The organism is Sinorhizobium sp. CB7 (assembly GCF_041357635.1).
Taxonomy (GTDB): Bacteria; Pseudomonadota; Alphaproteobacteria; order Rhizobiales; family Rhizobiaceae; genus Rhizobium.
On sequence record NZ_JAULLL010000005.1, the window covers coordinates 160,003 to 184,124 of the forward strand.

The window sequence follows — 24,122 nt, forward strand, 5'->3', positions numbered from 1 at the left end:
AGTGCTGCTCAATTAATGCTCATCAACAAGGAGGACGGCATGCAGATCAATCGCACAGGCTCGGCTCAGTGGTCCGGCGGCCTCAAGGACGGAAAAGGGCAGATATCGACACAGAGTGGCGCGCTCAAAGCTTATCCCTATGGCTTCGCCAGCCGGTTCGAAGGCATTCCGGGCACCAATCCGGAAGAGCTGATCGGCGCCGCACATGCGGGCTGCTTCACCATGGCGCTGTCGCTCATCCTCAGTGAAGCGGGCTTCAAGGCCGATAGCATGGAGACGACGGCAAAGGTGACGCTCGAGAGCGTCGAGGGCGGATTTGCCATCACCGCCATTCATTTGTCTTTGACCGGAACCGTTCCGGGCGCGGACGAGGCGACTTTCAAGGAACTCGCTGACAAGGCTAAGGCCGGTTGCCCCGTTTCCAAGGCACTTTCGGCCGTTCCAATCACGCTCGACGTCAAGCTTAGCTGACGTCTGCCACCCCTCCGGTGCCGCATGCTGGTTGCGGCACCAACCTTCAGAACATACTGGCAGTAGTGGTCGCCGCCAAATGACGGTTGACATGCGAGTAATAATGTCTTACGACTGACGAAAATTGAAAATCGTCAGTCGTAAGACGGATTGCCGCCATGTATGGTCTCAACGATGTCAGCATCGACTCCACGCGCCAGGAGAATGTGACGCGAATTCTCGATTCGGCCGAACGGCTGTTTCGTCACTATGGTTACAGCAAGACGACGGTTGCTGACATCGCGCGCGATCTCGGCATGTCGACTGCGAATATCTACCGTTTCTTCGCCTCCAAGACGGAAATCCACCAGGCCGTCTGCGGGCGCATGCTGGCCGCGAGCTATCAGATGGCCTATGACATCTCGCGCCAAAAGATCAGCGCCGCAGATCGTTTGCGCCAATATGTGCAGGGTCAGTACAAGATGACCCTCGAAACCATGCTTGACGAGCAGAAGGTGCACGAAATGGTGGTCGTCGCCATCGAGCGCGACTGGCACGTCATCGAAAAGCATATCGACCGGATCCATGATCTCATGGCCGAGATCATCCGTGAGGGCATTGAAGCCGGTGAATTCGCCGACCAGGATGCCGATGTGGCCGCCAAATGTTTCGGTGCGGCCACGATCTCGCTCTGTCATCCGCAAATGGTCGCCCAGTGCCTCGCAAAGGAGAACCGGGCGATGCCGGATGATCTTATAGAATTTGCAATCAGAGCTTTGAAGAAGTAAAGATGCCACCAGTGGTGGCGACTTTTATACTTTCGTTTCAACTGATCAGGAGAGCGCGAAGATGCTTTCGCTCAGGACCATCAGTATTGCCATGCCGGTCAGTGCGCGTTTCGCGCTTGCTGCCGCAATCGTCGCGGCCCTGGCAGGCTGCTCGGACGAGGTCGCCGAGACCAAGGAGGTCATTCGTCCGGTCAAGGTCGTCGAGATCGCCAAGGCGGATGACGCGCGCCGTCTCGACTATTCGGGCTCCGTCCGGGCGCGTGTCGAGATGAACCTCGGCTTCCGCGTCAACGGCAAGATCACGGAGCGGTTGGTCGATGTCGGTGATCGGGTCAAGCCCGGCGATCTCCTGGCGCGCATCGATCCGAACGATTATCAGTTGGCGGTCAAAAGTGCGGAGGCCAATCTGGCCGCGGCCGTGAAACAGGTCGAGACGACCGATCTTGCCCGCAAACGCGCCGAGCAGCTCTTCGCCAAGAACGTGGCGCCGAAATCCGAGCTCGAACAGGCTTCGCTGGCCTATGATCAGGCCGTATCCACCCGCGACTCCGCCGCCTCCTCGCTTGAACAGGCGAGGAACCAGGTGAGCTATGCCGATCTCAAATCGGATCAGAACGGCATCGTTACTGCCATCAACGCGGATGTCGGCCAGGTCGTCGGATCCGGAACGCCGGTCGTGACGGTCGCGGTTGATGGCGAGAAGGAAGTCCAGATCGCCGTGCCGGAGATGGATATCGCTCAATTCAAGCCGGGCAAGATCGTCAAGGCCCGCTTCTGGTCGGACGATGCGCTGACACTCGAGGGCAAGGTCCGCGAGGTTGCCGGCAGCGCGGATCAGCAATCGCGCACCTTCGCCGTTCGGGTAAGCCTGCCGAACGATCCGCGCATCCTGCTCGGCATGACGGCGACGATCGAGGCAAAGGTCGAGGATGAGAAGGATCTTATCTCCATTCCCTTGAGCGCATTGGCCGAAAAAGAGGGCAGGCAGATCGTCTGGGTCGTCGACCGGGAGGCTGGTACCGTGCATGCGCGCGACATCAAGGTCGCCGATTTTACCGATGGTGGGGTGCGCGTCACGGACGGATTGCAGGCGGGCGACGTGGTGGTCGCTGCGGGTACCCAGTTCATGACGGAAAACCTGAAAGTGAAGCTCCCCGGTGCCGGCGCACAGTCCGCTTCCGCCGATGACGACGGCGGCAAGGCCGCGGTCGTCCGCTAGAGACGGATGATTTCAGGTCGAATCGACCTGAAAATCTGAATCGTCTCTCAATCAAAAAAGTTAGAGCGGGATGTCGCCCGAAAATCGCACACACTTTTCGGCATCCCGCTCTCGCTCCACTCATCCATAAGGCGGGACATGCCATGACCAGTTCCACGCAGGAAAGACAGCCGTTCAATCTCTCGCGCTGGGCCATCGGGCATCCGAGCATTGCGCGCTTTCTCTTCGGGCTGATCATCATTACAGGCGTCCTCGGCCTGACCCGCATGGGCCAGAAGGAGGATCCGGATTTCACCTTCCGTGTCATGGTCGTGCAGGCGATGTGGCCGGGCGCCTCCATCCAGGACATGGAGGATCAGGTCGTCAACAAGATCGAGCGCAAGCTGCAGGAGACGCCGCATCTCGATTTCGTGCGATCCTATACGCGTGCGGGCAGCGCCATCATCACCCTGCAGGTCAAGGGCGATACCGACGCGGCCGAAGTGGCCGATGCCTTCTACCAGGTGCGCAAGAAGGTCGGCGATATCGCCAACGAGCTGCCGCAGGGTCTGCTCGGCCCTTACTTCAACGATGAATTCGGCGATACCTTTATCACGCTGCACTCGATCAGCGGCGATGGCTACAGCTATCCGGAACTGAAGAAATTCGCGATCCAGGCGCGCGACATGCTGCTGACGACGCCGGGCGTCGAGAAGGCGGTGATCATCGGCGACCAGCCGGAGAAGATCTATATCGACGTCTCCTCGAAGGCGCTTGCGGAACGTGGCCTGACGCTCGACGATCTGCGCAACACGCTGGTCGGCCAGAACAATGTTGATCCGGCAGGCAGCGTCGATACCGGCATCCGCTCGGTGCGCATTTCCGTCGAGGGCGATGTCAACAAGGTGGACGATATCCGCGAGCTGCGCATTCGCGCCGGTAATCAGGTGACCCGCCTCGGCGACATCGCAACCGTGACGTCCGGCCTCGAGGATCCCTATCAGCGCAAGTACCGCTTCGACGGCCATGACAGCGTTCAGGTCGGCGTCGTCATGGCGAAAGGCTTCAAGGTCACCGACGTCGGCAAGGATGTCGAAGCGACCTATCAGCGCTTCGAATCATCGCTGCCTTACGGCGTCTCGGTCGACCAGATCTCCAATCAGCCGGATGTGGTGACCGATGCGATCAGCGAATTCATGCATGCGCTCGGGGAAGCGCTGGTGATCGTGCTCGTCGTCTCGTTCCTGTCGATCGGCTGGCGCTCGGGGCTTGTCATCGCAATCGCCATCCCGCTCGTGCTGGCGGCGACCTTCGCCATCATGTACGAGCTCGGCATCGACCTGCAGCGCATCTCGCTCGGCGCTCTGATCATCGCGCTCGGCCTTCTTGTCGACGACGCCATGATCGTCGTCGAGCTCATGGAGCGGAAGCTGGAGGAGGGCCTCGTCAAGCTCGACGCGGCAAGTTTCGCCTATTCCTCGACCGCCTTCCCGATGCTGACGGGCACGCTGATCACCACGGCGGGCTTCATTCCGGTCGGCTTTGCGGAATCGACGGCGGGCGAATATGTGCGTTCGCTCTTTTATGTCGTCGGTATTGCGCTGGTGACGTCATGGTTCGTAGCGGTCTATTTTACGCCCTGGCTCGGTTACATGATCCTGAAGCAGCGTCATCATGCCGGCCAGCATCATGACGTCTTCGACACCCGCTTCTACCGGCGCCTGCGTGCCACGGTCGCGTGGGCTGTGCACCACCGCGTCATCGTACTGGCGCTAACGCTTCTGACCTTCGCCGGAAGCCTCTTTGCCTTCCAGTTCATTCCGCAGAACTTCTTCCCGCAGTCCTCCCGTCCGGAAATTCTTGTCGACCTCTGGCTGCCGGAAGGAACGAGCATCAAGGAAGTGGATGCACAGGCCAAGGCGCTCGAAAAGCGCATGATGGACGACAAGGACAAGCGCTTCATCGCCACCTATATCGGCGAAGGCGCGCCGCGCTTCTTCCTGCCGCTCGATCAGCAGCTGCGCAACCCCAATTTCGCGCAGCTCCTGATCATGGCCAATGACGAGCCCGCCCGCGAACGGCTGATCGTGAAGCTCAGGACCATTCTCGCCGAGGATTTTCCGTCGATCCGCGCCAAGGTGGACCGTCTGTTCCTCGGCCCGCCGACGGGATGGCCGGTGCAGCTGCGCGTCATGGGACCGGATAGGCAGGAAGTCCGCCGCATTGCCGACGAGGTCAAGGCGCGCTTCGCCCAAAATCCGATGCTCGGCGCGATCCACGACGACTGGCTCGAGCCTGTCCCGGCGATGAAGCTGGTCATCGATCAGGATCGGGCGAGGGCGCTCGGCGTAACCTCGCAGCGCGTGCGGCAGATGCTGCAGGCGACGGTGTCCGGTGCGCCGCTTGCCGATTTCCGCGACAGTGAAGAGACCGTCTCCATCGTCGCCCGCGAGCCGGAATCGTCGCGTCATCTGCTCTCGGCGGTCAACTCCGTCTATGTCCCCACGGATTTCGGCGGTTCGGTGCCGATCTCGCAGATCGCCAAGGTCGTGCCCGTCATGGAGCAGGGCATCGAGTGGAGGCGAGATCGCCTGCCGACGATCACCGTGCGTGCGACGCTGCCCGACGGCGTCCAGTCGAACGACGTGACCATGAAGCTCTTTAACGAGACGAAGGATCTGCGCGACAGCCTTGCCCCAGGCTATAAGATCGAGATCCAGGGCGGCGCCGAGGACAGCGCCGAAAGCCAGGCCTCGATCGCCGCCAAGGCGCCGATCATGCTCGTCGTCATCGTCGTGCTGCTGATGGCGCAGCTGCAGCATTTCGGCAAGGCCATGCTGGTGCTTGCGACCGGTCCGCTCGGCATCATCGGCGCGGCCGCGGCACTGCTGATCAGCGGCGCGCCCTTCGGCTTCGTCGCAATCCTCGGCGTCATCGCGCTTCTCGGCATCATCATCCGCAACTCGATCATCCTCGTCGACCAGATCGATCAGGATATCCGGGCCGGGATGGAACGTTCGGAGGCGATCGTCGGCGCTGCCGTGCGGCGTTTCCGGCCGATCATGCTAACGGCAATGACCGCGGTATTGGCGCTGATCCCGATCTCGCGCGGTGTTTTCTGGGGTCCGCTCGCCTATGCCATGATGGGTGGTATTCTGGTCGCCACCGTGCTTACCATCCTGGTGCTGCCGGCCGGCTATGCTCTGTTCTTCGGCAAAGAGCCGAAGAAGCATTCGCCGGCCGCAGAAAGTGGTGAGGCGGATGTCGGCGAAGAGTCCATGCGGCCGACGGCGATCGCCGCCGAATAAGACAATATTCCGGAAGGCGCGGCCGGAGCTGCGCCTTCTGCTGTCGCTTCAACCCATCGGGTTCGGCAGATAGCCGGTGAAGCCGGAAATCTTCCAACGGTCCCCATGCAGGCGGCAGTAATAGAGCGTCTGCCACAGCATGCGGTCGCGCTCGCCATCACTGCGCAGGATGCTGCCGTCGAACTTCTTGCGGACCAGCGCCGTTTCGCCGTTTATCTCGATGTTTTCCAGCGTGGTCGTGGTGAAGATCGCAGTGCGCGGGTCTTCGCTAAAACGGATGGCGGCGAATTCGCTCGCCTGACGCAGCCATTCGTCGCGATAGGCCTCGAGCGTCGGAAAGGCGAGGCGCCATTGGTCCGGATTCGTGTGGCGCCCGGCGTCGATGCCGATGAAGCCGTCTTCGATGAAGTCACCGGCAACCCTTGTCCAGTCGGCGGCAAGGAAGGCGTCGATATCGCGGGTGACCAGCATTTCCCAGATGGCGTGGCGCGCCGTGTCTGCCGTCGGGAAGGGGTTCTTGAACGGATCTCTCATCTGGGTTTTCTAAGGATTTTCCGCGTGTTTCAATCCGATCAGTGCCGCGCCGATCAGGCCTGGCTCCACGCGGCACTGGCTGCGCACGACCAAGGGACGATCGAATTTGCGCAGCGTCCGTGCACGCACGGCCTTGTCGAGCTCCTCGATAAGGCGTTCGACATTGGAAAGGCCGCCGCCGACCGGGACGATCGTCGCGCCGGTGATGTTGACCGTCACGGCCAGCGGCGAAGCGACGAGGTCCACATAGACATCGATGGTCCGGCGGGCGCGCGCGTCCCCCTCCAGCCACTGTCGGATGATGTCCTCGCTGGAGAAGTCCAGATCGTGCAGCGTCTTGTGCAGGCGTTCGACGCCGCGGGCGCCGCCAACGGTATCAACACAGCCTTTCAGTCCGCAGCCGCAGGGATAGGCAGGAATGCTGACGGGCGGATCGCCGGCGAAGGAGGCGACGATCGGTCCGTGGCCCCATTCGCCGGCAAAGCCGCCGGCGGCGTTGACGAGCTGCCCGTCCGTCACGAGCCCACCACCGACGCCGGTGCCGAGGATGGCGCCGAAGACGATGCGATGGCCGCGGCCGGCACCCAATTGCGCCTCCGCCACGGCAAAGCAGTCGGCATCATTGGCGATCAGGACCGGATAACCGAGCGCCGCTTCAAGATCTGCGGCGAGGCGCCGTCCGTGAATGCAGGGAATATTGGCGCAGGTGGTCGCCTGCGTGTCGGGATCGACGACGCCGGCGATGGAAAATGAGAGGCAGGCCGGACTTTCCCCGGTCTGCACGATGATGCCGCGCAACGCTTCCACGAACGGCGCGAAGTCGGCTCTCGGGGTAGGGCAGCGGCCAAGCGGCATGATATCGGATTCGGAACGGGCGATCCCGCTCTTTATGGCGGAGCCGCCAATATCAAATGAAATGATCATTCGTGTTCTATTGAATTGAAACTGCCCTCGTGTGCTGACATCGTTCCGTGCTATTTGCAAGCTCAATCGATTGAAAACAGGGTAGCGGGGTTCAGCGAGCATGGAACATATGCCGTCTGGATCTATTCTTGGCTTTAAGCGCCGGTATCGAAATCGCCCTTTAACGAGCGGCGATTCTGTAACATCCCAGTCATCATCTGGGCCTATTCGACAGAGAACACGCTGTTATCGGCAGCTGAACGATATTGGGGAACTATGACGACCGACAGCATCGGAACTGCGGCGGGAACAATGAGACCGAAGAGACCAAAATCCGGTCGGCGCCTTTCTGCGATCCTGCGGCAATTGGCCGGGGACACGAGCCGGGAGCGCATATCCGTCGGAGATCTCTTCGAGAACGTGGGTGATCGCGCGACCGGTGCACTGATGCTGATTTTCTCCTTGCCGAACATCTTTCCGACGCCACCCGGAACCTCGGCCGTGCTCGGAACGCCGCTTTTGTTTCTTGCGGCGCAGCTTACTTTTGGATTGCGCCCTTGGCTGCCGAAATTCATCGCCAGGCGTTCAATGCAGCGGGAGGACTTCGAGGCGCTTGTTGTCCGGATCAATCCCTGGCTTGCACGCGCCGAGCGGATGCTGACGCCGCGGCTCGGCCTTTTCGTCTATCCGCCGATCGAATATTTGACCGGCTTCCTTTGTCTCGTGCTTGCGATCGTGCTCACGCTGCCGATCCCGCTCGGCAACATCCTTCCAGCGCTTGCCATTACCTTGTTCTCCTTTGGCATATTGGGCCGAGATGGGCTGTTCATCATCTTCGGGCTAGTCATGTCCGCCGTGTCACTGACGGTCGTCGGCGGCGTGGTCTACGGGCTAGCCAAAACCGCACTCTTCTTTGTGATGCGCTGGTTCGCCTGACAGGATCTGCTTAAGCAATTTCTCAATCCACTCGACATTTGCCCAAATTTTGGTTTGATCTGCCGAATAAGAGATTCCTTACAGGTTGTTCCGCAAATCGTACGGCAGGCATAAATGGTGAAAAGGCCCGAAATCCAGGAACGGCTCGACGACGCGGCTCGGGCCGGATGGCTCTATTATGTCGCGGGACGGACCCAGGATGAGATCGCATCGGCGATGGGGATATCGCGCCAGTCGGCACAAAGGCTGGTGTCGCTGGCCGTTGCGGAGCGGCTGGTCAAGGTTCGGCTCGACCATCCGATCGCCGCCTGTCTGGAGCTGGCGCAGGCCCTGCGCCAGCGTTTCGGCCTCAAGCATGTCGAGGTGGTACCGAGCGATCCGGGCTCCACGTCCACGACCGTCGGCATCGCCGAGGCCGGCGCGGCGGAAATCGAGCGCTGGCTGAAACGTTCGGATCCGATCGTCCTTGCGATCGGAACCGGCCGAACATTGAAGGCAGCGGTGGATCAATTACCGGTCATCGAATGTTCGCATCATCGCATCGTCTCATTGACGGGCAATATCGCACCGGACGGTTCTGCCGCCTATTACAATGTCATCTTCAGCATGGCCGAGGCGGTGAAGGCGCGGCACTATCCGATGCCGTTGCCGGTCCTTGTGACCGGCGCGGAGGAGCGCGAACTGCTTCACGGTCAGCCACTCGTCCGTTCGACGCTTAACATGAGCGCGCAGGCAGACGTCACCTTCGTCGGTATCGGCGAACTTGGCATCGATGGCCCCCTCTGCGTCGATGGTTTCCTGGAAAAGGACGAGATGATGGAGTTGATGCGACGAGGGGCGGCGGGCGAGATCTGCGGCTGGGTCTTCGATGGTAATGGCAGGCTTCTCGAAAACGCGATCAACGAGCGTGTCGCGAGTGCGCCTATCCCCTCGCGAGAGGCCTCCATGGTCATCGGGCTTGCGAAAGGAAGACGCAAATTCAGCGCCATCAAAGCCGCTGTAACTGGTCGTCAAATCAACGGATTGATCACTGACGAAGAGACGGCCGAATTTTTGCTCAATTCCTGAGCAAAAATTTTTTTATTTCTTTTCAAATAGATAACTTCGATCTTCGGCATTGCAGCGACGAATCCGCATTGACATTTTGTCGCGTGTGGTGAGTAATTGCTCATGAGCAAAGCGAATGCTCGATATTTTCTCTTCTGGGAGGAAGATATGACATTGAAAACTTTCCTGCTGGGCGCCTGCTCGGCGCTCGCGTTCGCCGGTATGGCGTCTGCCGAGACGCTGACGATCGCCACCGTTAACAACGGCGACATGGTCCGGATGCAGAAGCTGACGGATGATTTCAAGGCGAAGAACCCCGATATCGACCTCGAATGGGTCACTCTCGAGGAAAACGTTCTGCGCCAGAAGGTGACGACGGATATCGCAACCAAGGGCGGCCAGTACGACGTTCTGACGATCGGCAACTACGAAGTTCCGATCTGGGCCAAGCAGGGCTGGCTCCTGCCGCTCGACAACCTCGGCAGCGACTATGCCATCGATGACCTTCTTCCGGCCATCCGCGAGTCGGTCTCGTATGAGAACAAGCTCTATGCTGCACCGTTTTACGGTGAAAGCGCCATGCTGATGTACCGCACCGACCTTTTCGAAAAGGCCGGCCTGAAGATGCCTGACGCTCCGACCTGGGACTTCATCGCGGAGGCGGCCCGCAAGATCACCGACAAGAGCGGCGAAGTCTACGGCATCTGCCTGCGCGGCAAGGCAGGCTGGGGCGAGAACATGGCCTTCCTGACGGCGCTTGCGAATTCCTACGGCGGCCGCTGGTTCGATGAGCAGTGGAAGCCGCAGTTCGATCAGGCGGAATGGAAGGACGCACTCACGTTCTACGTCAACCTGATGAAGGAAGCCGGCCCTCCGGGGGCTTCGTCGAACGGGTTCAACGAGAACCTCGCCCTGTTCCAGACCGGCAAATGCGGGATGTGGATCGACGCGACGGTCGCTGCTTCCTTTGTGTCCAATCCGAAGGACTCGACGGTTGCCGGCAAGGTCGGCTATGCGCTGTTCCCGACCAAGGGTGACCTCGGCAATCACGGCAACTGGCTCTGGGCCTGGAGCCTTGCCGTACCGGCAAGCTCGCAGAAGGGGGAAGCTGCCCAGAAGTTTATCGCCTGGGCGACCGACAAGGCCTATACGCAGCTCGTCGCTTCCAAGGAAGGCTGGGCTAACGTTCCTCCGGGAACACGTCAGTCGCTCTATGCGAACTCCGAGTACCAGAAGGCCGCCCCCTTTGCCGCCAAGACGCTCGAAGCGATGAACGCGGCAAACACGGCCAAGCCCTCGGTCAAGCCGGTGCCCTATACCGGTGGCCAGTTCGTTTCGATCCCTGAATTCCAGGGTATAGGCACGGCCGTCGGCCAGCAGTTTTCGGCAGCGCTTGCTGGCCAGATCTCGGTCGATCAGGCGCTGAAGAGCGCGCAGCAGCTGACGACGCGCGAAATGACCAAGGCTGGTTACATAAAATAAGAAACTCCCGAGACAGGACCGGAATGCTGAGGCATTCCGGTTTTCAGGCCGCCGAGTGCCCGAACTGCGTCGGCGGCCTCCTTTGTTCTCGCTCGACGCGGCAGATGCTTTGCGCTCGTGATTGCTGCGTTAGCCGGCCAAAGGATATTCCAATTTTCCGGGCCCACGCGTAACCTCTCAGAAAAGAATGTGTTTTCGGAGTTTCGCGCTAGACAAGGTCGATACGAGCATGGCGACGACACACACCCGTTCCGCAGCCCGCCTGATGATGTCACCATCGGTTCTGCTTCTCTTTGCATGGATGATCGTTCCGCTCGCGATGACGATCTATTTCTCGCTGCTGAATTACAACCTGCTCAATCCGGGGATGGAGAGCTTCGTCGGTCTGGTGAACTACCGATACTTCCTGAGCGATCCTGCCTTCCTCGACGCTTTGGGCAATACCTTGCTGCTTGTGATCGGGGTCCTGCTGATCACCGTCGTGGGCGGCATTGCGCTGGCTCTGTTGCTCGATCAGCCCATCTACGGGCAGGGGATCGTGCGCATTCTCGTGATTGCACCCTTCTTCGTCATGCCGACCGTGGCCGCCTTGGTCTGGAAGAACATGTTCATGAACCCTGTGAACGGCCTCTTCGCATGGCTCGCCAAGGCCATCGGCCTGCAGCCGCTCGACTGGCTCGCCAATGTTCCTCTCCTGTCGGTCATCCTCATCGTCGCCTGGCAGTGGCTGCCGTTCGCGACGCTCATCCTGCTGACGTCGCTGCAGTCGCTGGATGAGGAACAAAAGGAAGCGGCCGAGATGGATGGCGCCGGTGCGGTTTCGCGCTTCATCCACATCGTCCTGCCTCATATGGCACGCGCCATCACCGTGGTCATCCTGATCGAGACCATTTTCCTGCTTTCGGTCTTCGCGGAAATCCTGGTGACGACGAATGGCGGCCCGGGCACGCAGAGCACGAACCTCACCTTCCTCGTCTACGCCCAGGCGCTGCTGCAATTCGATATAGGCGGTGCGTCGGCGGGCGGTATCGTCGCCGTGATCCTGGCCAATATCGTGGCAATCTTCCTCGTGCGCCTCATCGGCAAGAATCTGGAGGCTTGAGATGGCTCGCAGTGTTTCGACCCAGCACAAGGTGACGATGACGGTGATCGCCTGGGTGATCGGCATCCTGATCTTCTTCCCGATCCTCTGGACCTTCCTCACCAGCTTCAAGACGGAGGCCGATGCCGTCGCGTCGCCGCCGCAATTCCTGTTCTTCCACTGGACGACGGAAAACTATTTCGAAGTCCAGTCACGTTCGAACTATTTCAGCCACTTCATGAATTCGGTGGTCATTGCCTTCGGCTCGACGCTGATCGGTCTCGTGATCGCCATCCCCTCCGCCTGGGCCATGGCCTTCTCACCGACCAAACGGACGAAGGACGTGCTGATGTGGATGCTTTCGACGAAAATGATGCCGCCGGTCGGCGCGCTCATTCCGATCTACCTGATCTTCCGCAATGTCGGTCTTCTCGATTCGCGCACCGGTCTCGTCATCGTGCTGACGCTGATCAATTTGCCGATCATCGTCTGGATGCTCTACACCTATTTCAAGGAGATCCCCGGAGAGATCCTGGAAGCAGCGCGGATGGACGGCGCCTCGCTCGCCAAGGAAATCATCTACGTATTGACGCCGATGGCAGTCCCCGGCATCGCCTCGACGCTTCTGCTCAACATCATCCTGGCCTGGAACGAGGCGTTCTGGACGCTCAATCTCAGTGCTTCCAAGGCGGCGCCATTGACGGCCTTCATCGCCTCCTATTCCAGCCCGGAAGGGTTGTTCTACGCCAAGCTTTCAGCGGCTTCGACCATGGCGATCGCGCCGATCCTGATCCTTGGCTGGTTCTCGCAGAAACAACTCGTTCGCGGCCTCACCTTCGGCGCGGTTAAGTAGGGAAGACAGACATGGGCAGCATCACGCTTCAAAAGGTTTCGAAGGTCTTCGGCGAGGCCAGGGTTATCCCTTCCATCGATCTCGACATCAGAGACGGCGAATTCGTCGTCTTCGTGGGTCCCTCCGGATGCGGCAAGTCCACCCTGCTGCGCCTAATCGCCGGACTGGAGGATGTCACCGGCGGCAAGATCGTCATTGACGGCAAGGATGCCACTCACAAGGCGCCGTCCGAACGCGGTCTTGCCATGGTGTTCCAGTCATACGCGCTCTATCCCCATATGAGCGTCAGGAACAACATCGCTTTTCCGCTGAAGATGGCCAGCGTAGACAAGGCGGAAATCGACCGCAAGGTGGCCGATGCCGCCCGCGTGCTCAATCTCACGGACTATCTGGAACGCAAACCGCGTCAGCTTTCCGGCGGCCAGCGCCAGCGCGTGGCGATCGGACGTGCCATCGTGCGCCAACCCTCGGCCTTTCTTTTCGACGAGCCGCTTTCAAATCTCGATGCGGCGCTGCGCGTCAATATGCGTCTTGAGATCAGCGAACTGCACCAGCAGCTCAAGACGACGATGATTTATGTCACCCATGATCAGGTGGAAGCCATGACCATGGCCGACAAGATCGTCGTCCTCAATCGCGGCAATATCGAGCAGGTCGGCTCGCCACTGGAGCTTTACCGCAATCCCGCCAATCTCTTCGTCGCCGGCTTCATCGGTTCGCCGCGGATGAATTTCATCAATGGCACACAAGCGAAAGCCGCCGGCGCCCATACGATCGGCGTCCGGCCCGAGCATGTCGCGCTTTCGATGCAGGCTGGTGAATGGAAGGGCAAGGTCACGGTCGCCGAACATCTCGGCGCCGATACTTTCCTGCATGTGGATGTCGAGGACATCGGTCCGATCACGGCGCGCGGCGGCGGTGACTTCGCGGCAAAGGCCGGCGATACCGTATTCCTGACTCCAGACAAGGCTCGCCTCCATCGTTTCAATGAAAACGGACTGGCGATCTGAGGCCAATGCATTTCCCCGCGTGGCCCGCGGGGAGGCGGACATACAGAGCCGGACGACTGTATCCCGTCCGGCGCGCATACCTTCAAGAGGAATGAGACAATGACGTGCAAATTATCGCTGGCAACGCTTCAACAGGCCGCCGCGACCGCTGCCGTTCCCACCTATGACCGGGCGTCGCTCTCGGCCGGCATCGTCCATTTCGGCGTCGGCAACTTCCATCGGGCGCATCAGGCGATCTATCTCGACGATCTTTTCAACGCAGGGCATGACCATGACTGGGCGATCGTCGGCGCCGGCGTCCTGCCGTCAGATGCGGTCATGCGCGAAAAACTTGCGTCGCAGGACTTCCTGACGACGGTCGTCGAGCAGGACAACAACAGGACCGCCGCGCGCGTCACAGCGCCAATGATCGATATCCTACCGACGGGCGATGCCGCAGCGATCATCGCGAGGCTTGCGGATCCCGCCATCCGCATCGTCTCCATGACGATCACTGAGGGCGGATATTTCATCGACGCTTCCGGCAAGTTCAATCCCGCGCATCCGGCAATCGTTGCCGACGGTCAGAACCCTGCGGCACCGAAGACGGTTTTCGGACTGATCGTCGCCGGCCTCAAGACGCGGCGCGACAAGGGCCTGCAACCCTTCACCGTCATGTCCTGCGACAATATTCCGCATAACGGTGCCGTCACGTCGGCGGCCGTCGTCGGCACAGCCAGACTCTCCGACCCGGCCTTCGCCGACTGGATCAAGGCCAATGTCGCGTTCCCGAATTCCATGGTGGACCGCATCACGCCGGCGACCGGCAGCCGTGAGATCGATCTCTTGAAGGAGGTCTTCGACATCGAAGACAGCTGGCCGGTCTATTGCGAGGAGTTCAAGCAGTGGGTGCTTGAAGATAATTTTCCCGCAGGCAGACCCGCGCTCGAAAAGGCCGGCGTCACCTTCGTTCCGGATGTCGCGCCCTATGAGCTGATGAAGATCCGGATCCTCAACGGCGGGCATGCGGCGATCGCCTACCCGTCAGCGCTCATGGATATTCACTTCGTGCATGAGGCAATGGAAAATCCGCTGATCCGCGCTTTCCTCGCCAAGCTCGAAAACGATGAGATCATTCCGATCGTGCCGCCGGTGCCCAACACGGTGCTTCAGGATTATTTCAAGCTCATCGAGCACCGCTTCCTCAATCCGAAGATCGCCGACACGATTCCGCGCCTTGCCCAGGACGGCTCGAACCGTCAGCCGAAATTCATCCTGCCGTCAACGGCGGATCGGCTCCGTCGCGGCGAGGACGTCATCGGTCTCTCCCTGGTCTCCGCACTCTGGTGCCGCTACTTCGCCGGCACGTCCGACAGCGGCAAGGGTATCGTCTTCAACGACGCCAGCGCCGACCGGCTTCATGCCGCAGCGCTCAAGGCGAAGGACGATCCGGGAGCATTTCTGGTCTTCGACGATATCTTCGGCGACGTCGCAAAATCCGATCTCTTCCGCAAGCGCTTCGCGCATGCGCTGAAAACCCTGTGGGAAAAGGGCACGCGCGAGACGCTGCAGCTTTATCTCGACAACAAACTGGCAGTCTAATCTACGACATCCGAACTGAACCGAGATTGGGTCTCTCATGGCGGAAGCGGGAAAACGGCTGGTGATCTTCGATTGCGATGGCGTATTGGTCGACAGTGAGCCGATTTCCGTCAGGGTTCTGGTCGGCGCAATGAATGATTTCGGGGTCGAAATGACGGAGGAGGAAGCCTATCAGCGCTTTCTCGGCCGCAGCCTCGCAACCGTCATCGACACGCTGGAGACCGAGTTCAACGTCCATGCCGGACAGGAGTTTCTCGATCGCATCCGCAACGATCTTTATGCGCGCTTCCGCACCGAACTGAAGCCGATCGGCGGAATAGCGCAGACGCTCGACGCACTGGATATTCCGCGATGCGTCGCCTCATCGAGCCAGGTCGAGCGTATCCGCCTTTCGCTTTCCGTGACCGGCTTACTCGACAAGCTGCCGAATATCTTTAGCGCGACGATGGTCAAGCGGGGCAAACCCGCTCCTGACCTCTTTCTCCATGCGGCGCGCGAGATGCACGTTTCTCCGGGCGAGTGCGTCGTCGTCGAGGACAGCCCCGCCGGTATCGCTGCAGCCAAAGCGGCTGGTATGACGGTCTTCGCTTTTGTGGGTGGTTCGCATGCCAATGTCGACGGCTATCGCGCCGAGCTCGATCGACTTTCCCCCGAAGTCGTGTTTGACGCCATGCCGGATTTGATACACCTTGTCCGAAAATATTGAGAGCGAAACTCGGTAGGGACGGGGCTTATTCTTCATGCGTGATCATGTGGTTGCGGTGGATATCGGTACGGGCAGTGCACGCGCCGGCGTTTTCGATGCTCGCGGGCAGCTGCTTGGAAAGGCCGAGCATCCGATCGTGATGAACCGTCCGCGCGAAAACCACGCCGAACACGATTCCGAGGACATTTGGTCTGCTGTCTGCGTGGTGGTCCGGAAGGCACGGGAACAGGCGGGCGTGGAGGCTGCTGCGATCGGCGCGATCGGCTTCGATGCAACCTGCTCGCTGGTGGTGCGCGACCGGGACGGGATGCCGATCAGTGTTTCGACCGGTGGCGAGAGCCGTTTCGATACGATCGTCTGGCTCGATCATCGCGCCTTGAAGGAGGCGGATTTCTGCACAGCCACGCAGCATCCGGTGCTGGAGCATTCCGGCCACTTCATGTCACCGGAAATGGAAATTCCAAAGCTCATGTGGCTGAAGAAGAACCTGCCCGACACATGGGCACGGGCCGGCCATTTCTTCGATCTCGCCGATTTCATGACCTGGAAGGCGACTGGATCGCTTGCGCGCTCACGCTGCACTTTGACTGCGAAGTGGAATTATCTGGCCCATAAGAGTCCCGGCTGGCAGGCCGACTTTTTGGCGCAGACGGGGCTCGATGATCTTCGGGAGCGCGGCAACCTGCCGGAAGATACCGCAGCGGTCGGCGGGAGCGTCGGCAGGCTGACGCCGGCGGCTGCATCCGCGCTCGGCCTTCATCCCGATTGCCATGTCTCGGCCGGCATGATCGACGCCTATGCGGGCGCCCTCGGTGTGCTTGCCGGCTATGCGGGAGATCCGGCCGGACGCGAGCATCAGCTTGCGCTCATCGCCGGCACCTCAAGCTGCATCGTCACTTTTTCGCGAGACCGCAAGCCGAGCCACGGCATGTGGGGGCCTTATTACGAGGCGGTCTTTCCGCAGTCCTGGCTGGTCGAGGCCGGGCAATCGGCAACGGGTGCCCTGCTCGACCATATCGTGCGCATGCATGCCGCCGGCGGCGAGCCGACCGCGGCGCTCCATCAGCGTATCGTCGCACGAATCGCGGAACTCAGAGAGGCCGAGGGTGACGATTTCGCCTCGCGCATTCACGTTCTGCCGGATTTTCATGGCAACCGCTCGCCGCTTGCCGATCCGCATGCGGTCGGCGTGATCAGCGGCCTGACGCTCGATACCTCCTTTGACGGGCTCTGCCGCCTCTACTGGCGTACCGGCGTCGCCGTCGCGCTCGGCATCAGGCACATTCTGGAGACGATGAACGACTACGGCTATGTGCTCGACACTTTGCACGTGGCTGGCGGCCATGTGAAGAATCCGGTCCTGATGGAGCTCTATTCGGATGTCACCGGATGCAAGGTCATCGTTCCAAAGATGAACGAAGCGGTGCTTTTGGGGACGGCGGTAGCCGCTGCCGTTGCCTGCGGTCTCCATCGGGATCTCGCCGCGGCCGGTGCCGCCATGTATCCCGGCGGGCACGAGCGCCTGCCGGATCCCGCCAGAAAGGCCTCCTACGATCGCGATTATCGCCGGTTCCTTGCCATGTATCGTCATCGCTCAGAACTGGAAGCGATGGAGTAAGCTAAAGCCTGTCGCGTGAAAAGGGATTCGCGCGACAGGCTTTAGCTTGTTGTTTTCATGCATGTCGTTGCCGCAAAACCGCTGCACACTTTTGCGCGACATGCATTAGCCGGATGAGGAAAACTGTGTGCGGTTTTCCGCCCGCATCCCGCTCCAACCTATTGAAATCGGCTATCGCGGCGGCATATCGGCAAACAGGGTCTCGAGTTCGCCGATGCGGCGGCCGCGGATCTCCGCTTCCGTTCCCGCGGTTGCAATCACGGTCTCAGCGAGACAGTGGAGAAGCGCGGTCAGAGCGACCATGCTGTCGGCGGCTTCCGAGCGCAAAGGCGGCAAGGCGAGCGTGATATGGGCGTATTCCTGGCCCCAGGTGGTGTATCGGCCCGTCACCAGAAGCACTTTGCAGCCGGAGCGGCGGGCGGCGCGCGCAAGAAGGCGGGATTTCACGAATCGATTGCAATCGATGACGATCAGAAGGGCGTCCTCCGACCCCTGATGCGCAAGCAGCTCCGCGTAGCTGCCGTTCATACCATCGAGGCGATAGACGCGGTCGCGCGCCAGCGCGAGCCTCTCGCAGAGATGGCGGGCGATGCCGGCATGGCGAGGATGAGCCGCCACGAAAACCTCGCTCGAAGATAGAATTGTGTTGGCCGCATCCGGCCATTGCGGTTGGCTTGTCAGATTGTAGAGCTGATGCAGAGCGTCGATCTGCTCGGTGATGACGCCTGCCAGCCAGTTCCCTTCTGCGGCGTTCTTTCGTAGGTTTTCATTGGAGACAGATGGCGACCAAAGCGGGGGAGACGTTTCCCGAATCTGAACCTTCATGCCGTCAAGCCCCTGATAGCCGAGGGTGCGCAGGAAGCGGCCAACGGTCATCGGACTGAGATTGAGCCTGTCTGCAACGGAAGCGGCAGTTTCAAAAGGAAGTTCGTTCATATGCTCGGAAAAATACCTTGCGATCCGCCGCTCTGCCGGCGTTCCCGATTTCGAATAGTGCCGGAGCTTCTGTACAAGATCTTCCAAGGCTGCCTCGCTGAAGACTTCTTCCGGCGATACTCGGACAGGAAACGCGGCGGTAGATTACCGCGTACTGGTTATTCCGGAAGTTGCTTCATAGGGTTGCGTTTTGTTTAGAAAAAGCGACTCAATATATATTAGATATTACTTTATTACAACGGTCCGTTGATTTGTCCCGTTGTGGGATGATCCCTTGCCTGCAGCACTGCCGCCTCCTACATCACGGGCGGATAGGCAGGGGATTGAGAATGATTCTTGAAGCCGCGCGGCTCGCCGCCATCAATCTTTTCGCGCAGGAAACGCGTTCGGTATTCTGGAAGGTGCTCGGTCTTACCGTGCTGGCGCTGGTCGGTCTCTGGTTCGCGTTGCGCAGCCTATTTTTCGCGTTCGCCTTGCCATGGATGGAGGGATTCTTTCCGGATATTCCGGACTGGGCGGGATGGCTTGCGTTCATCTTTGGGATTCTGGCCGGTATCGGTCTCGCGCTGGCGCTTGCCCTGCTGCTTTCACCGGTGACGGCGATCATTGCGGGCCTGTTTCTCGACGATGTCGCAGAAGTGGTCGAGAAGCGTGATTATCCAGCCGATGCGCCCGGCACTGCCCTGCCCATCGGCATGGCGATGCTAAGCTCGATCAAGTTTCTCGGTGTCATCATCCTCGGCAACATCATTGCGCTGCTGCTACTGTTCGTCCCCGGCGTCAATCTGATCGCCTTTTTCCTTGTCAACGGCTACCTACTGGGGCGGGAATTCTTCGAATTCGCGGCCATGCGCTTCCGCCCGCCGCAGGAGGCGCGGCTCTTCCGCGCCAAGCATGCCCCGACCGTCTTTCTCGCAGGACTCGCGATCGCCGCTTTCCTGGCAGTCCCGATCGTCAACCTGCTGACCCCGCTCTTTGCCGCTGGCATGATGGTGCATCTGCACAAGCTGATCTCGCAAAAGGATCCGGCTTTCCGCGGGTAGAGCGGGATGCCGAAAAGTGTGCGCGGTTTTCGGGCGACATCCCGCTCTAACTCTTTGATTGAGAGGCGGATTCAGATTTCAGGTCGATTCGACCTGAAATCATCCGGCTCCCTGGGGATGCCGAAAACTGTGCGCGGTTTAGGGGAGGGCTGATGCCTCGTAGATCGCCGCATATTCGGCGTTAGGCGGGATCGGCTTGATGACATCGATCAGCACGCCGTTCGGATCGGCGGTGATGAAATGCCGCTGACCAAAATCCTCATCACAAAGTTCGGTGAGGATCGGAAGGCCGGCGGCACGACAGGCGTCATAGATGGAATCCGGGTCCTCGACCTCAAAGTTGAGAAGCAGTCCGGCGGCCTTACCGCGGGCCTTCTCCGGTATGGTTTCATGGCTACCGTCGAGGATGGCGAGCGCCACGTTCGGATCTTCGACCGATTGCAGATGCACATACCAGCCGGTCGAAAAGAGCGGCGCGAAACGGAAATGGGTGCAGTAGAAGGCCGCTGTGCCGGCAACATCGTCGGTCATGAGGACGGGATAATAGCTCGTCGTTTTCATCTTTTCCTCCACCGTGAAATAACATACATTCTGCATGTATTGAATTAATAACATGCATGCAGTCTGTATGTAAAGGTGCAATTTGAGCCGCAGCAATCGTGAACGAAGCGAAACGACAAGACAGGCATTGGTGGAAGCCGCCCGAACGCTGTTTGTCGAAAAGGGCTATGCCGAGACCGCAACTCCCGACATCGTCGCGGCCGCAGGCATGACAAGGGGCGCGCTCTATCATCATTTCGAAGACAAAAAGGCGCTCTTCCGCGCCGTCATCGAGCGGGAGGCCAGGGCGGTTGCCGCAGCCATCGAAGAAGGGGCCGAACCGGCGCGTTCAGCCCGCGAGGGGCTGCTTGCCGGGGCTTCCGCCTATTTCGATGCGATGTCGGTCGAAGGGCGCACCCGTCTTCTGCTGCTGGATGGTCCGGCCGTGCTTGGCCCTGATGATCTCGGTGCGATCGACAGAGAGAATGCGGAAGCGACCTTGCGCGCAGGTCTTGCCGCATTTCTGTCCGAGGCCGGCAAATCGGACGATCTGCTCGACCCGCTGACGGTGCTGCTCTCTGCCGCCTTCGATCGCGCTGCGCTTGCTATCCGGGCCGGCGGCGACCGCGAAGATTATGAAAGGGCAATCGCGATGTTGCTAGACGGCTTAGATGCCTAGATCATCCGCTCTGGGCGCCGATCACCTGCGGCGGTAATTCAACCAGCGGCGCCGGCAGCTCGGCGGTCTTGTCGGGGAATTTACAAAGATCCGCAATGACGCAGCGCTCGCATTCCGGGCGCCGCGCCTTGCAACAGTAGCGCCCATGCAGGATCAGCCAGTGATGGGCGTAACGGAGATAGTGCCTGGGGATCACCTTCACGAGCCGCTCTTCGACTTCGTCCGGCGTCTTGCCGGGCGCGAGGCGGATGCGATTGGCGATGCGCAGAATATGCGTGTCGACCGCGAGCGTCGCCTGGCCGAAGGCCATGGAGAGGACGACGTTGGCGGTCTTGCGGCCAACGCCTGGCAATGTCACCAATTCTTCGCGCGTGCGCGGAACCTCGCCGCCGAAATCGTCCACGAGTTTCTGCGAGAGCGCGATCACGTTCTTCGCCTTGTTGCGGTAGAGGCCGATGGTCCTGATGTAATCGCGCAACCGCTCCTCGCCGAGGTCAAGCATCTTGCGCGGCGTATCGGCAACCTTGAAAAGGGCGCGGGTCGCCCTGTTGACGCCGGCATCGGTCGCCTGCGCCGAGAGCGCCACCGCGACGACGAGGGTGAAGGGATTGGTGTGCTCCAGTTCACCTTTCGGCTCCGGTCGCTGGATCGAAAAGCGCCGGAACATTTCCTCGATCTCCGCCTTGGAATAGGCGCTGCGTGGCACCGCCGCCTTCCGGCGTGTGGACCCATTTGACTTTTGTAAGGTTTGGGTGCTGGATTTGATTTTCGGATTTGCCATGGAAAATCTATACTCATCAGCCATGATGGAAAGCAACGGCAACAGCGGCAACGAACCGCCGGTTTTTGCAGCGGAGCTCTTCCCTTACCGGTCGCTGGGACGGAGGGGCTTCAAAGTGCTCCTCCTGCTGTCGGGCGTTGTCTGCCTGATCTACGGGATATTTTTCATCGCCAGCGGAGCTTGGCCGATCGGCTTTTTCTTCGGTTTTGATTTCGTATTACTCTACGGCGCCTTTTGGCTGAACTACCGATCCGGGAAGGCGCGTGAAGAGGTGACGGTTTCGCACACGAGCGTCTCGGTGCGCAAATTCTCTCCTTCCGGCCGCATGGTGGAGCACCGGTTCAATCCCTTCTGGGCTCGCTTCTTCGTGCGCCGACACCAAGAGATAGGTATTCTGTCCATGCACATTTTTGGCGAGGGCCGGCGCACCGATGTCGGTTCCTTCCTTAATCCGGAAGACAGGGAGAGTTTTGCCAAGGCCTTCAAAGGTGCACTGGCGACGGTAAAGCGGCGTATATAGGATCAGGCAAGAAACGGGTGGTTTGTGCGCCTCCTTCGTGGTGTTATCGCCACAAGGAGAAGTACGATGAATATGATAGCAAACCTCAAGAAAGACATCACGCCCGAGGGTCCCGATTACGAGACCGTTCGGAAGGTCATCGAACTTATTACCGAGGACTATCGCGACCAGCCCTCGCTGGAGACGATTGCGGCGCGGCTCGACCAGTCGCCGACGCAATTGCAGAAGACATTCACGCGCTGGGCGGGGCTGTCGCCAAAGGCGTTCCTGCAGGCCGTCACCCTCGATCACGCCAAGCGGCTGCTGCGCACGGAAAATATGCCGTTGCTTGAAACCTCGCTCGAAGTCGGGCTCTCCGGTCCGGGACGGCTGCACGATCTCTTCGTCACGCACGAGGCCATGTCGCCCGGAGAATGGAAGGCGAAGGGCGGTGGGCTCGTCATCCGCTATGGATTCCATATCTCGCCCTTCGGCCTTGCGCTGATCATGGTCACCGATCGCGGCCTGGCCGGCCTTGCCTTCAGCGATTCCGGCGATGAGAAGGCCTGTCTGGAGGATATGACCTGCCGCTGGCCGAATGCCGAATATGTGGAGGACCTGCAGGCAACTGCTCCCTATGCGGAACGGATTTTCCAACCGTCGAAATGGTTGAGCGAGCAGCCGTTGCGGGTGGTTCTGATCGGCACCGACTTCCAGGTCCGCGTCTGGGAAAGCCTTCTGAAGATACCATTCGGTCGCGCCGTCACCTATTCCGACATCGCCAATGATATAGGCCAGCCGAAGGCCGTGCGCGCTGTCGGCGCGGCCGTCGGCCGGAACCCGGTTTCCTTCGTCGTGCCCTGCCACCGCGCCCTCGGCAAGAATGGCGACCTGACGGGCTATCATTGGGGTCTCACCCGCAAGCGGGCGATGCTCGGCTGGGAAGCCGGTCAGGCCTAATCGAAAAGTTAGAACGCGCCGCGCTCTAAGCCGTCGCTTCCAGTTCGAGCAGTGCCCTGGCGGCGCTCTCGTCCGTGATGAGCGTGTTGCAGCCGATCCTCCTTATGGTGGCGCGGATCGCAACGGCGCGATGTGCGCCGCCGGAGGAGATGACGATATGTTTCGCCTTCTTCAGCGTGTCGAGATCGACAGACATGACGCGTCGGTTGATCGGATGGTCGATCGAATTCCCGTCCCTGTCGAGGAAGGTGAACATCGTGTCACAGACGCAGCCTGCCGCGATCAGCTGGTTCAGCTCCGCCTTTGAAATGAATCCCTCCGAAAGAGATGTCGAATTCGGTCCGATATCACCGCAACTGACAATCGCGAGATCCAGGTTTTCAGCGAGACCATAGATCGTGTCGAGACCGCACTTCTCGATGAGATTGCGCTTCGTTTCGATCGAATCGACCAGCAGCGGTGCCAGGAACATGTAGCACTCTGCACCGAGCTGGCTCGCCAGCCGCCAGGTGTAGTCGATCGGATTGGTCTGATGGACGGCGACGATGCCGCCCAGAAGAGACACGACCTTGCAGTTGTCGCGCCGGGGCGGGCGAAAACTCGAAAGCGAGGCCGTCATGGTGCGGCCCCAGCCTACCCCGATCGTGTAGTTATCCGGTATGGCCTCGGACAGGAACTGGCCGAGCGCGAGACCGACACTCTTCGCATAGGCATTAACATCTTCGCCAGGCGGCGCGGGAACGACGATCGCTTCATCCAGCTGATAGGCGCGCTCCAGTCGGACAGCCATTTCCACGCAGTCGTCGATGCTGTCATTGATCCAGATCTGCACTTCGCTGCGCTTCATTGCCTCATCAAGCAGGCGAATGACAGTCGAGCGGCTGATGCCGAGCTGCTCGGCGACATCTTTCTGTGTGAGACCCTGGTTATAGTAGAGCCAGGCGGCCCGCAGCCTCAGCGATGCTGCTTCCGAATAGGTGGTGTGCGTGCCACGTCTGAGCTTGACCACGTGTCCTCCAATGCGAAATTTTTGCCTGTTTTAAGCCAAACCGGCGTCAGCTGCATCTCATTGTTGATATTCTTTTATATGAAACTTATGTCAAATGGATTGGACAAATGTCCCTTGACTTTTGATGACGGGATTGGCGATAGTGCTCATCAGTCGGTCCTGACCGTTCGGGGGGAACGC

General features: G+C 60.0%; 23 protein-coding genes. 17 read left to right on the top strand and 6 right to left on the bottom strand.

Annotated features, from left to right (window positions below; genetic code table 11):
• Positions 1-39 precede the first annotated feature (39 nt).
• The 4 genes from AAE029_RS11585 to AAE029_RS11600 all read left to right on the top strand — a co-directional run bounded on the left by AAE029_RS11585 (position 40) and on the right by AAE029_RS11600 (position 5,744).
• Positions 40-471 (top strand): OsmC family protein, encoded by a 432-nt coding sequence (locus tag AAE029_RS11585; protein ID WP_371072989.1) that lies wholly within the window; start codon positions 40-42, stop codon positions 469-471.
• Positions 472-629: 158 nt separating this feature from the next.
• Positions 630-1,238, top strand: a complete 609-nt coding sequence (locus AAE029_RS11590) for a TetR family transcriptional regulator (RefSeq protein ID WP_371072990.1) — start codon at positions 630-632, stop codon at positions 1,236-1,238.
• Positions 1,239-1,299: 61 nt separating this feature from the next.
• Entirely contained in the window at positions 1,300-2,457 is a 1,158-nt protein-coding gene (locus AAE029_RS11595; RefSeq protein WP_371072991.1) for an efflux RND transporter periplasmic adaptor subunit, read from the top strand.
• A gap of 143 nt (positions 2,458-2,600) precedes the next feature.
• Positions 2,601-5,744, top strand: coding sequence for an efflux RND transporter permease subunit (locus AAE029_RS11600; RefSeq protein WP_371072992.1), 3,144 nt, complete (start codon positions 2,601-2,603; stop codon positions 5,742-5,744).
• Positions 5,745-5,792: 48 nt separating this feature from the next.
• On the opposite strand, the gene AAE029_RS11605 is transcribed toward AAE029_RS11600, so the two are convergent.
• Both AAE029_RS11605 and AAE029_RS11610 read right to left on the bottom strand, forming a co-directional pair.
• Positions 5,793-6,278: a hypothetical protein gene (locus AAE029_RS11605; protein ID WP_371072993.1), complete on the bottom strand. Its 486-nt coding sequence runs from the start codon at positions 6,276-6,278 to the stop codon at positions 5,793-5,795.
• A gap of 9 nt (positions 6,279-6,287) precedes the next feature.
• Complete coding sequence (locus AAE029_RS11610; RefSeq protein WP_371072994.1) at positions 6,288-7,202, bottom strand: ROK family protein; 915 nt, start codon at positions 7,200-7,202, stop codon at positions 6,288-6,290.
• Between the two features lie 291 nt (positions 7,203-7,493).
• Here AAE029_RS11610 and AAE029_RS11615 point away from each other — a divergent pair, with 291 nt between their 5' ends.
• The 9 genes from AAE029_RS11615 (at position 7,494) to AAE029_RS11655 (ending at position 17,495) form a co-directional block, all read left to right on the top strand.
• Positions 7,494-8,117, top strand: coding sequence for an exopolysaccharide biosynthesis protein (locus AAE029_RS11615; protein ID WP_371072995.1), 624 nt, complete (start codon positions 7,494-7,496; stop codon positions 8,115-8,117).
• 114 nt (positions 8,118-8,231) lie between these two features.
• A complete protein-coding gene (locus AAE029_RS11620; protein ID WP_371072996.1) occupies positions 8,232-9,185 on the top strand; it encodes a sugar-binding transcriptional regulator in 954 nt (317 codons plus the stop codon).
• Between the two features lie 147 nt (positions 9,186-9,332).
• Positions 9,333-10,646, top strand: a complete 1,314-nt coding sequence (locus AAE029_RS11625) for a sugar ABC transporter substrate-binding protein (protein ID WP_371072997.1) — start codon at positions 9,333-9,335, stop codon at positions 10,644-10,646.
• A 229-nt stretch (positions 10,647-10,875) separates the two neighbouring features.
• Positions 10,876-11,748: a carbohydrate ABC transporter permease gene (locus AAE029_RS11630; RefSeq protein WP_371072998.1), complete on the top strand. Its 873-nt coding sequence runs from the start codon at positions 10,876-10,878 to the stop codon at positions 11,746-11,748.
• Position 11,749: 1 nt separating this feature from the next.
• A complete protein-coding gene (locus AAE029_RS11635; RefSeq protein ID WP_371072999.1) occupies positions 11,750-12,580 on the top strand; it encodes a carbohydrate ABC transporter permease in 831 nt (276 codons plus the stop codon).
• An 11-nt stretch (positions 12,581-12,591) separates the two neighbouring features.
• Positions 12,592-13,590, top strand: coding sequence for an ABC transporter ATP-binding protein (locus AAE029_RS11640; RefSeq protein WP_371073000.1), 999 nt, complete (start codon positions 12,592-12,594; stop codon positions 13,588-13,590).
• A 99-nt stretch (positions 13,591-13,689) separates the two neighbouring features.
• The gene (locus AAE029_RS11645) at positions 13,690-15,171 is read left to right on the top strand and encodes a mannitol dehydrogenase family protein (RefSeq protein WP_371073001.1); all 1,482 of its coding nucleotides are present in this window, start codon (positions 13,690-13,692) and stop codon (positions 15,169-15,171) included.
• Between the two features lie 37 nt (positions 15,172-15,208).
• Positions 15,209-15,877, top strand: a complete 669-nt coding sequence (locus AAE029_RS11650; protein WP_371073002.1) for an HAD family hydrolase — start codon at positions 15,209-15,211, stop codon at positions 15,875-15,877.
• Between the two features lie 34 nt (positions 15,878-15,911).
• On the top strand, positions 15,912-17,495 hold the full coding sequence (locus AAE029_RS11655; RefSeq protein WP_371073003.1) for an FGGY-family carbohydrate kinase: 1,584 nt from the start codon (positions 15,912-15,914) through the stop codon (positions 17,493-17,495).
• Between the two features lie 171 nt (positions 17,496-17,666).
• On the opposite strand, the gene AAE029_RS11660 is transcribed toward AAE029_RS11655, so the two are convergent.
• Positions 17,667-18,518, bottom strand: coding sequence for a MurR/RpiR family transcriptional regulator (locus tag AAE029_RS11660; RefSeq protein WP_371073004.1), 852 nt, complete (start codon positions 18,516-18,518; stop codon positions 17,667-17,669).
• 242 nt (positions 18,519-18,760) lie between these two features.
• Here AAE029_RS11660 and AAE029_RS11665 point away from each other — a divergent pair, with 242 nt between their 5' ends.
• Positions 18,761-19,474, top strand: a complete 714-nt coding sequence (locus AAE029_RS11665) for a sulfate transporter family protein (protein WP_371073005.1) — start codon at positions 18,761-18,763, stop codon at positions 19,472-19,474.
• Between the two features lie 138 nt (positions 19,475-19,612).
• On the opposite strand, the gene AAE029_RS11670 is transcribed toward AAE029_RS11665, so the two are convergent.
• Positions 19,613-20,035, bottom strand: coding sequence for a VOC family protein (locus AAE029_RS11670; protein WP_371073006.1), 423 nt, complete (start codon positions 20,033-20,035; stop codon positions 19,613-19,615).
• An 82-nt stretch (positions 20,036-20,117) separates the two neighbouring features.
• On the opposite strand from AAE029_RS11670, the gene AAE029_RS11675 reads away from it, so the two are divergent.
• Entirely contained in the window at positions 20,118-20,693 is a 576-nt protein-coding gene (locus tag AAE029_RS11675; RefSeq protein ID WP_371073007.1) for a TetR family transcriptional regulator, read from the top strand.
• Position 20,694: 1 nt separating this feature from the next.
• Here the strand turns inward: AAE029_RS11675 and nth are convergent, their stop codons facing one another.
• Entirely contained in the window at positions 20,695-21,498 is an 804-nt protein-coding gene (nth, locus tag AAE029_RS11680) for an endonuclease III (protein ID WP_371073008.1), read from the bottom strand.
• On the opposite strand from nth, the gene AAE029_RS11685 reads away from it, so the two are divergent.
• Complete coding sequence (locus AAE029_RS11685) at positions 21,497-21,994, top strand: DUF2244 domain-containing protein (protein WP_371073171.1); 498 nt, start codon at positions 21,497-21,499, stop codon at positions 21,992-21,994. The genes nth and AAE029_RS11685 overlap by 2 nt on opposite strands.
• Positions 21,995-22,060: 66 nt before the next feature.
• Entirely contained in the window at positions 22,061-22,933 is an 873-nt protein-coding gene (locus AAE029_RS11690) for a methylated-DNA--[protein]-cysteine S-methyltransferase (RefSeq protein WP_371073009.1), read from the top strand.
• A gap of 25 nt (positions 22,934-22,958) precedes the next feature.
• On the opposite strand, the gene AAE029_RS11695 is transcribed toward AAE029_RS11690, so the two are convergent.
• Positions 22,959-23,942, bottom strand: a complete 984-nt coding sequence (locus AAE029_RS11695; RefSeq protein WP_371073010.1) for a sugar-binding transcriptional regulator — start codon at positions 23,940-23,942, stop codon at positions 22,959-22,961.
• Positions 23,943-24,122 lie beyond the last annotated feature (180 nt).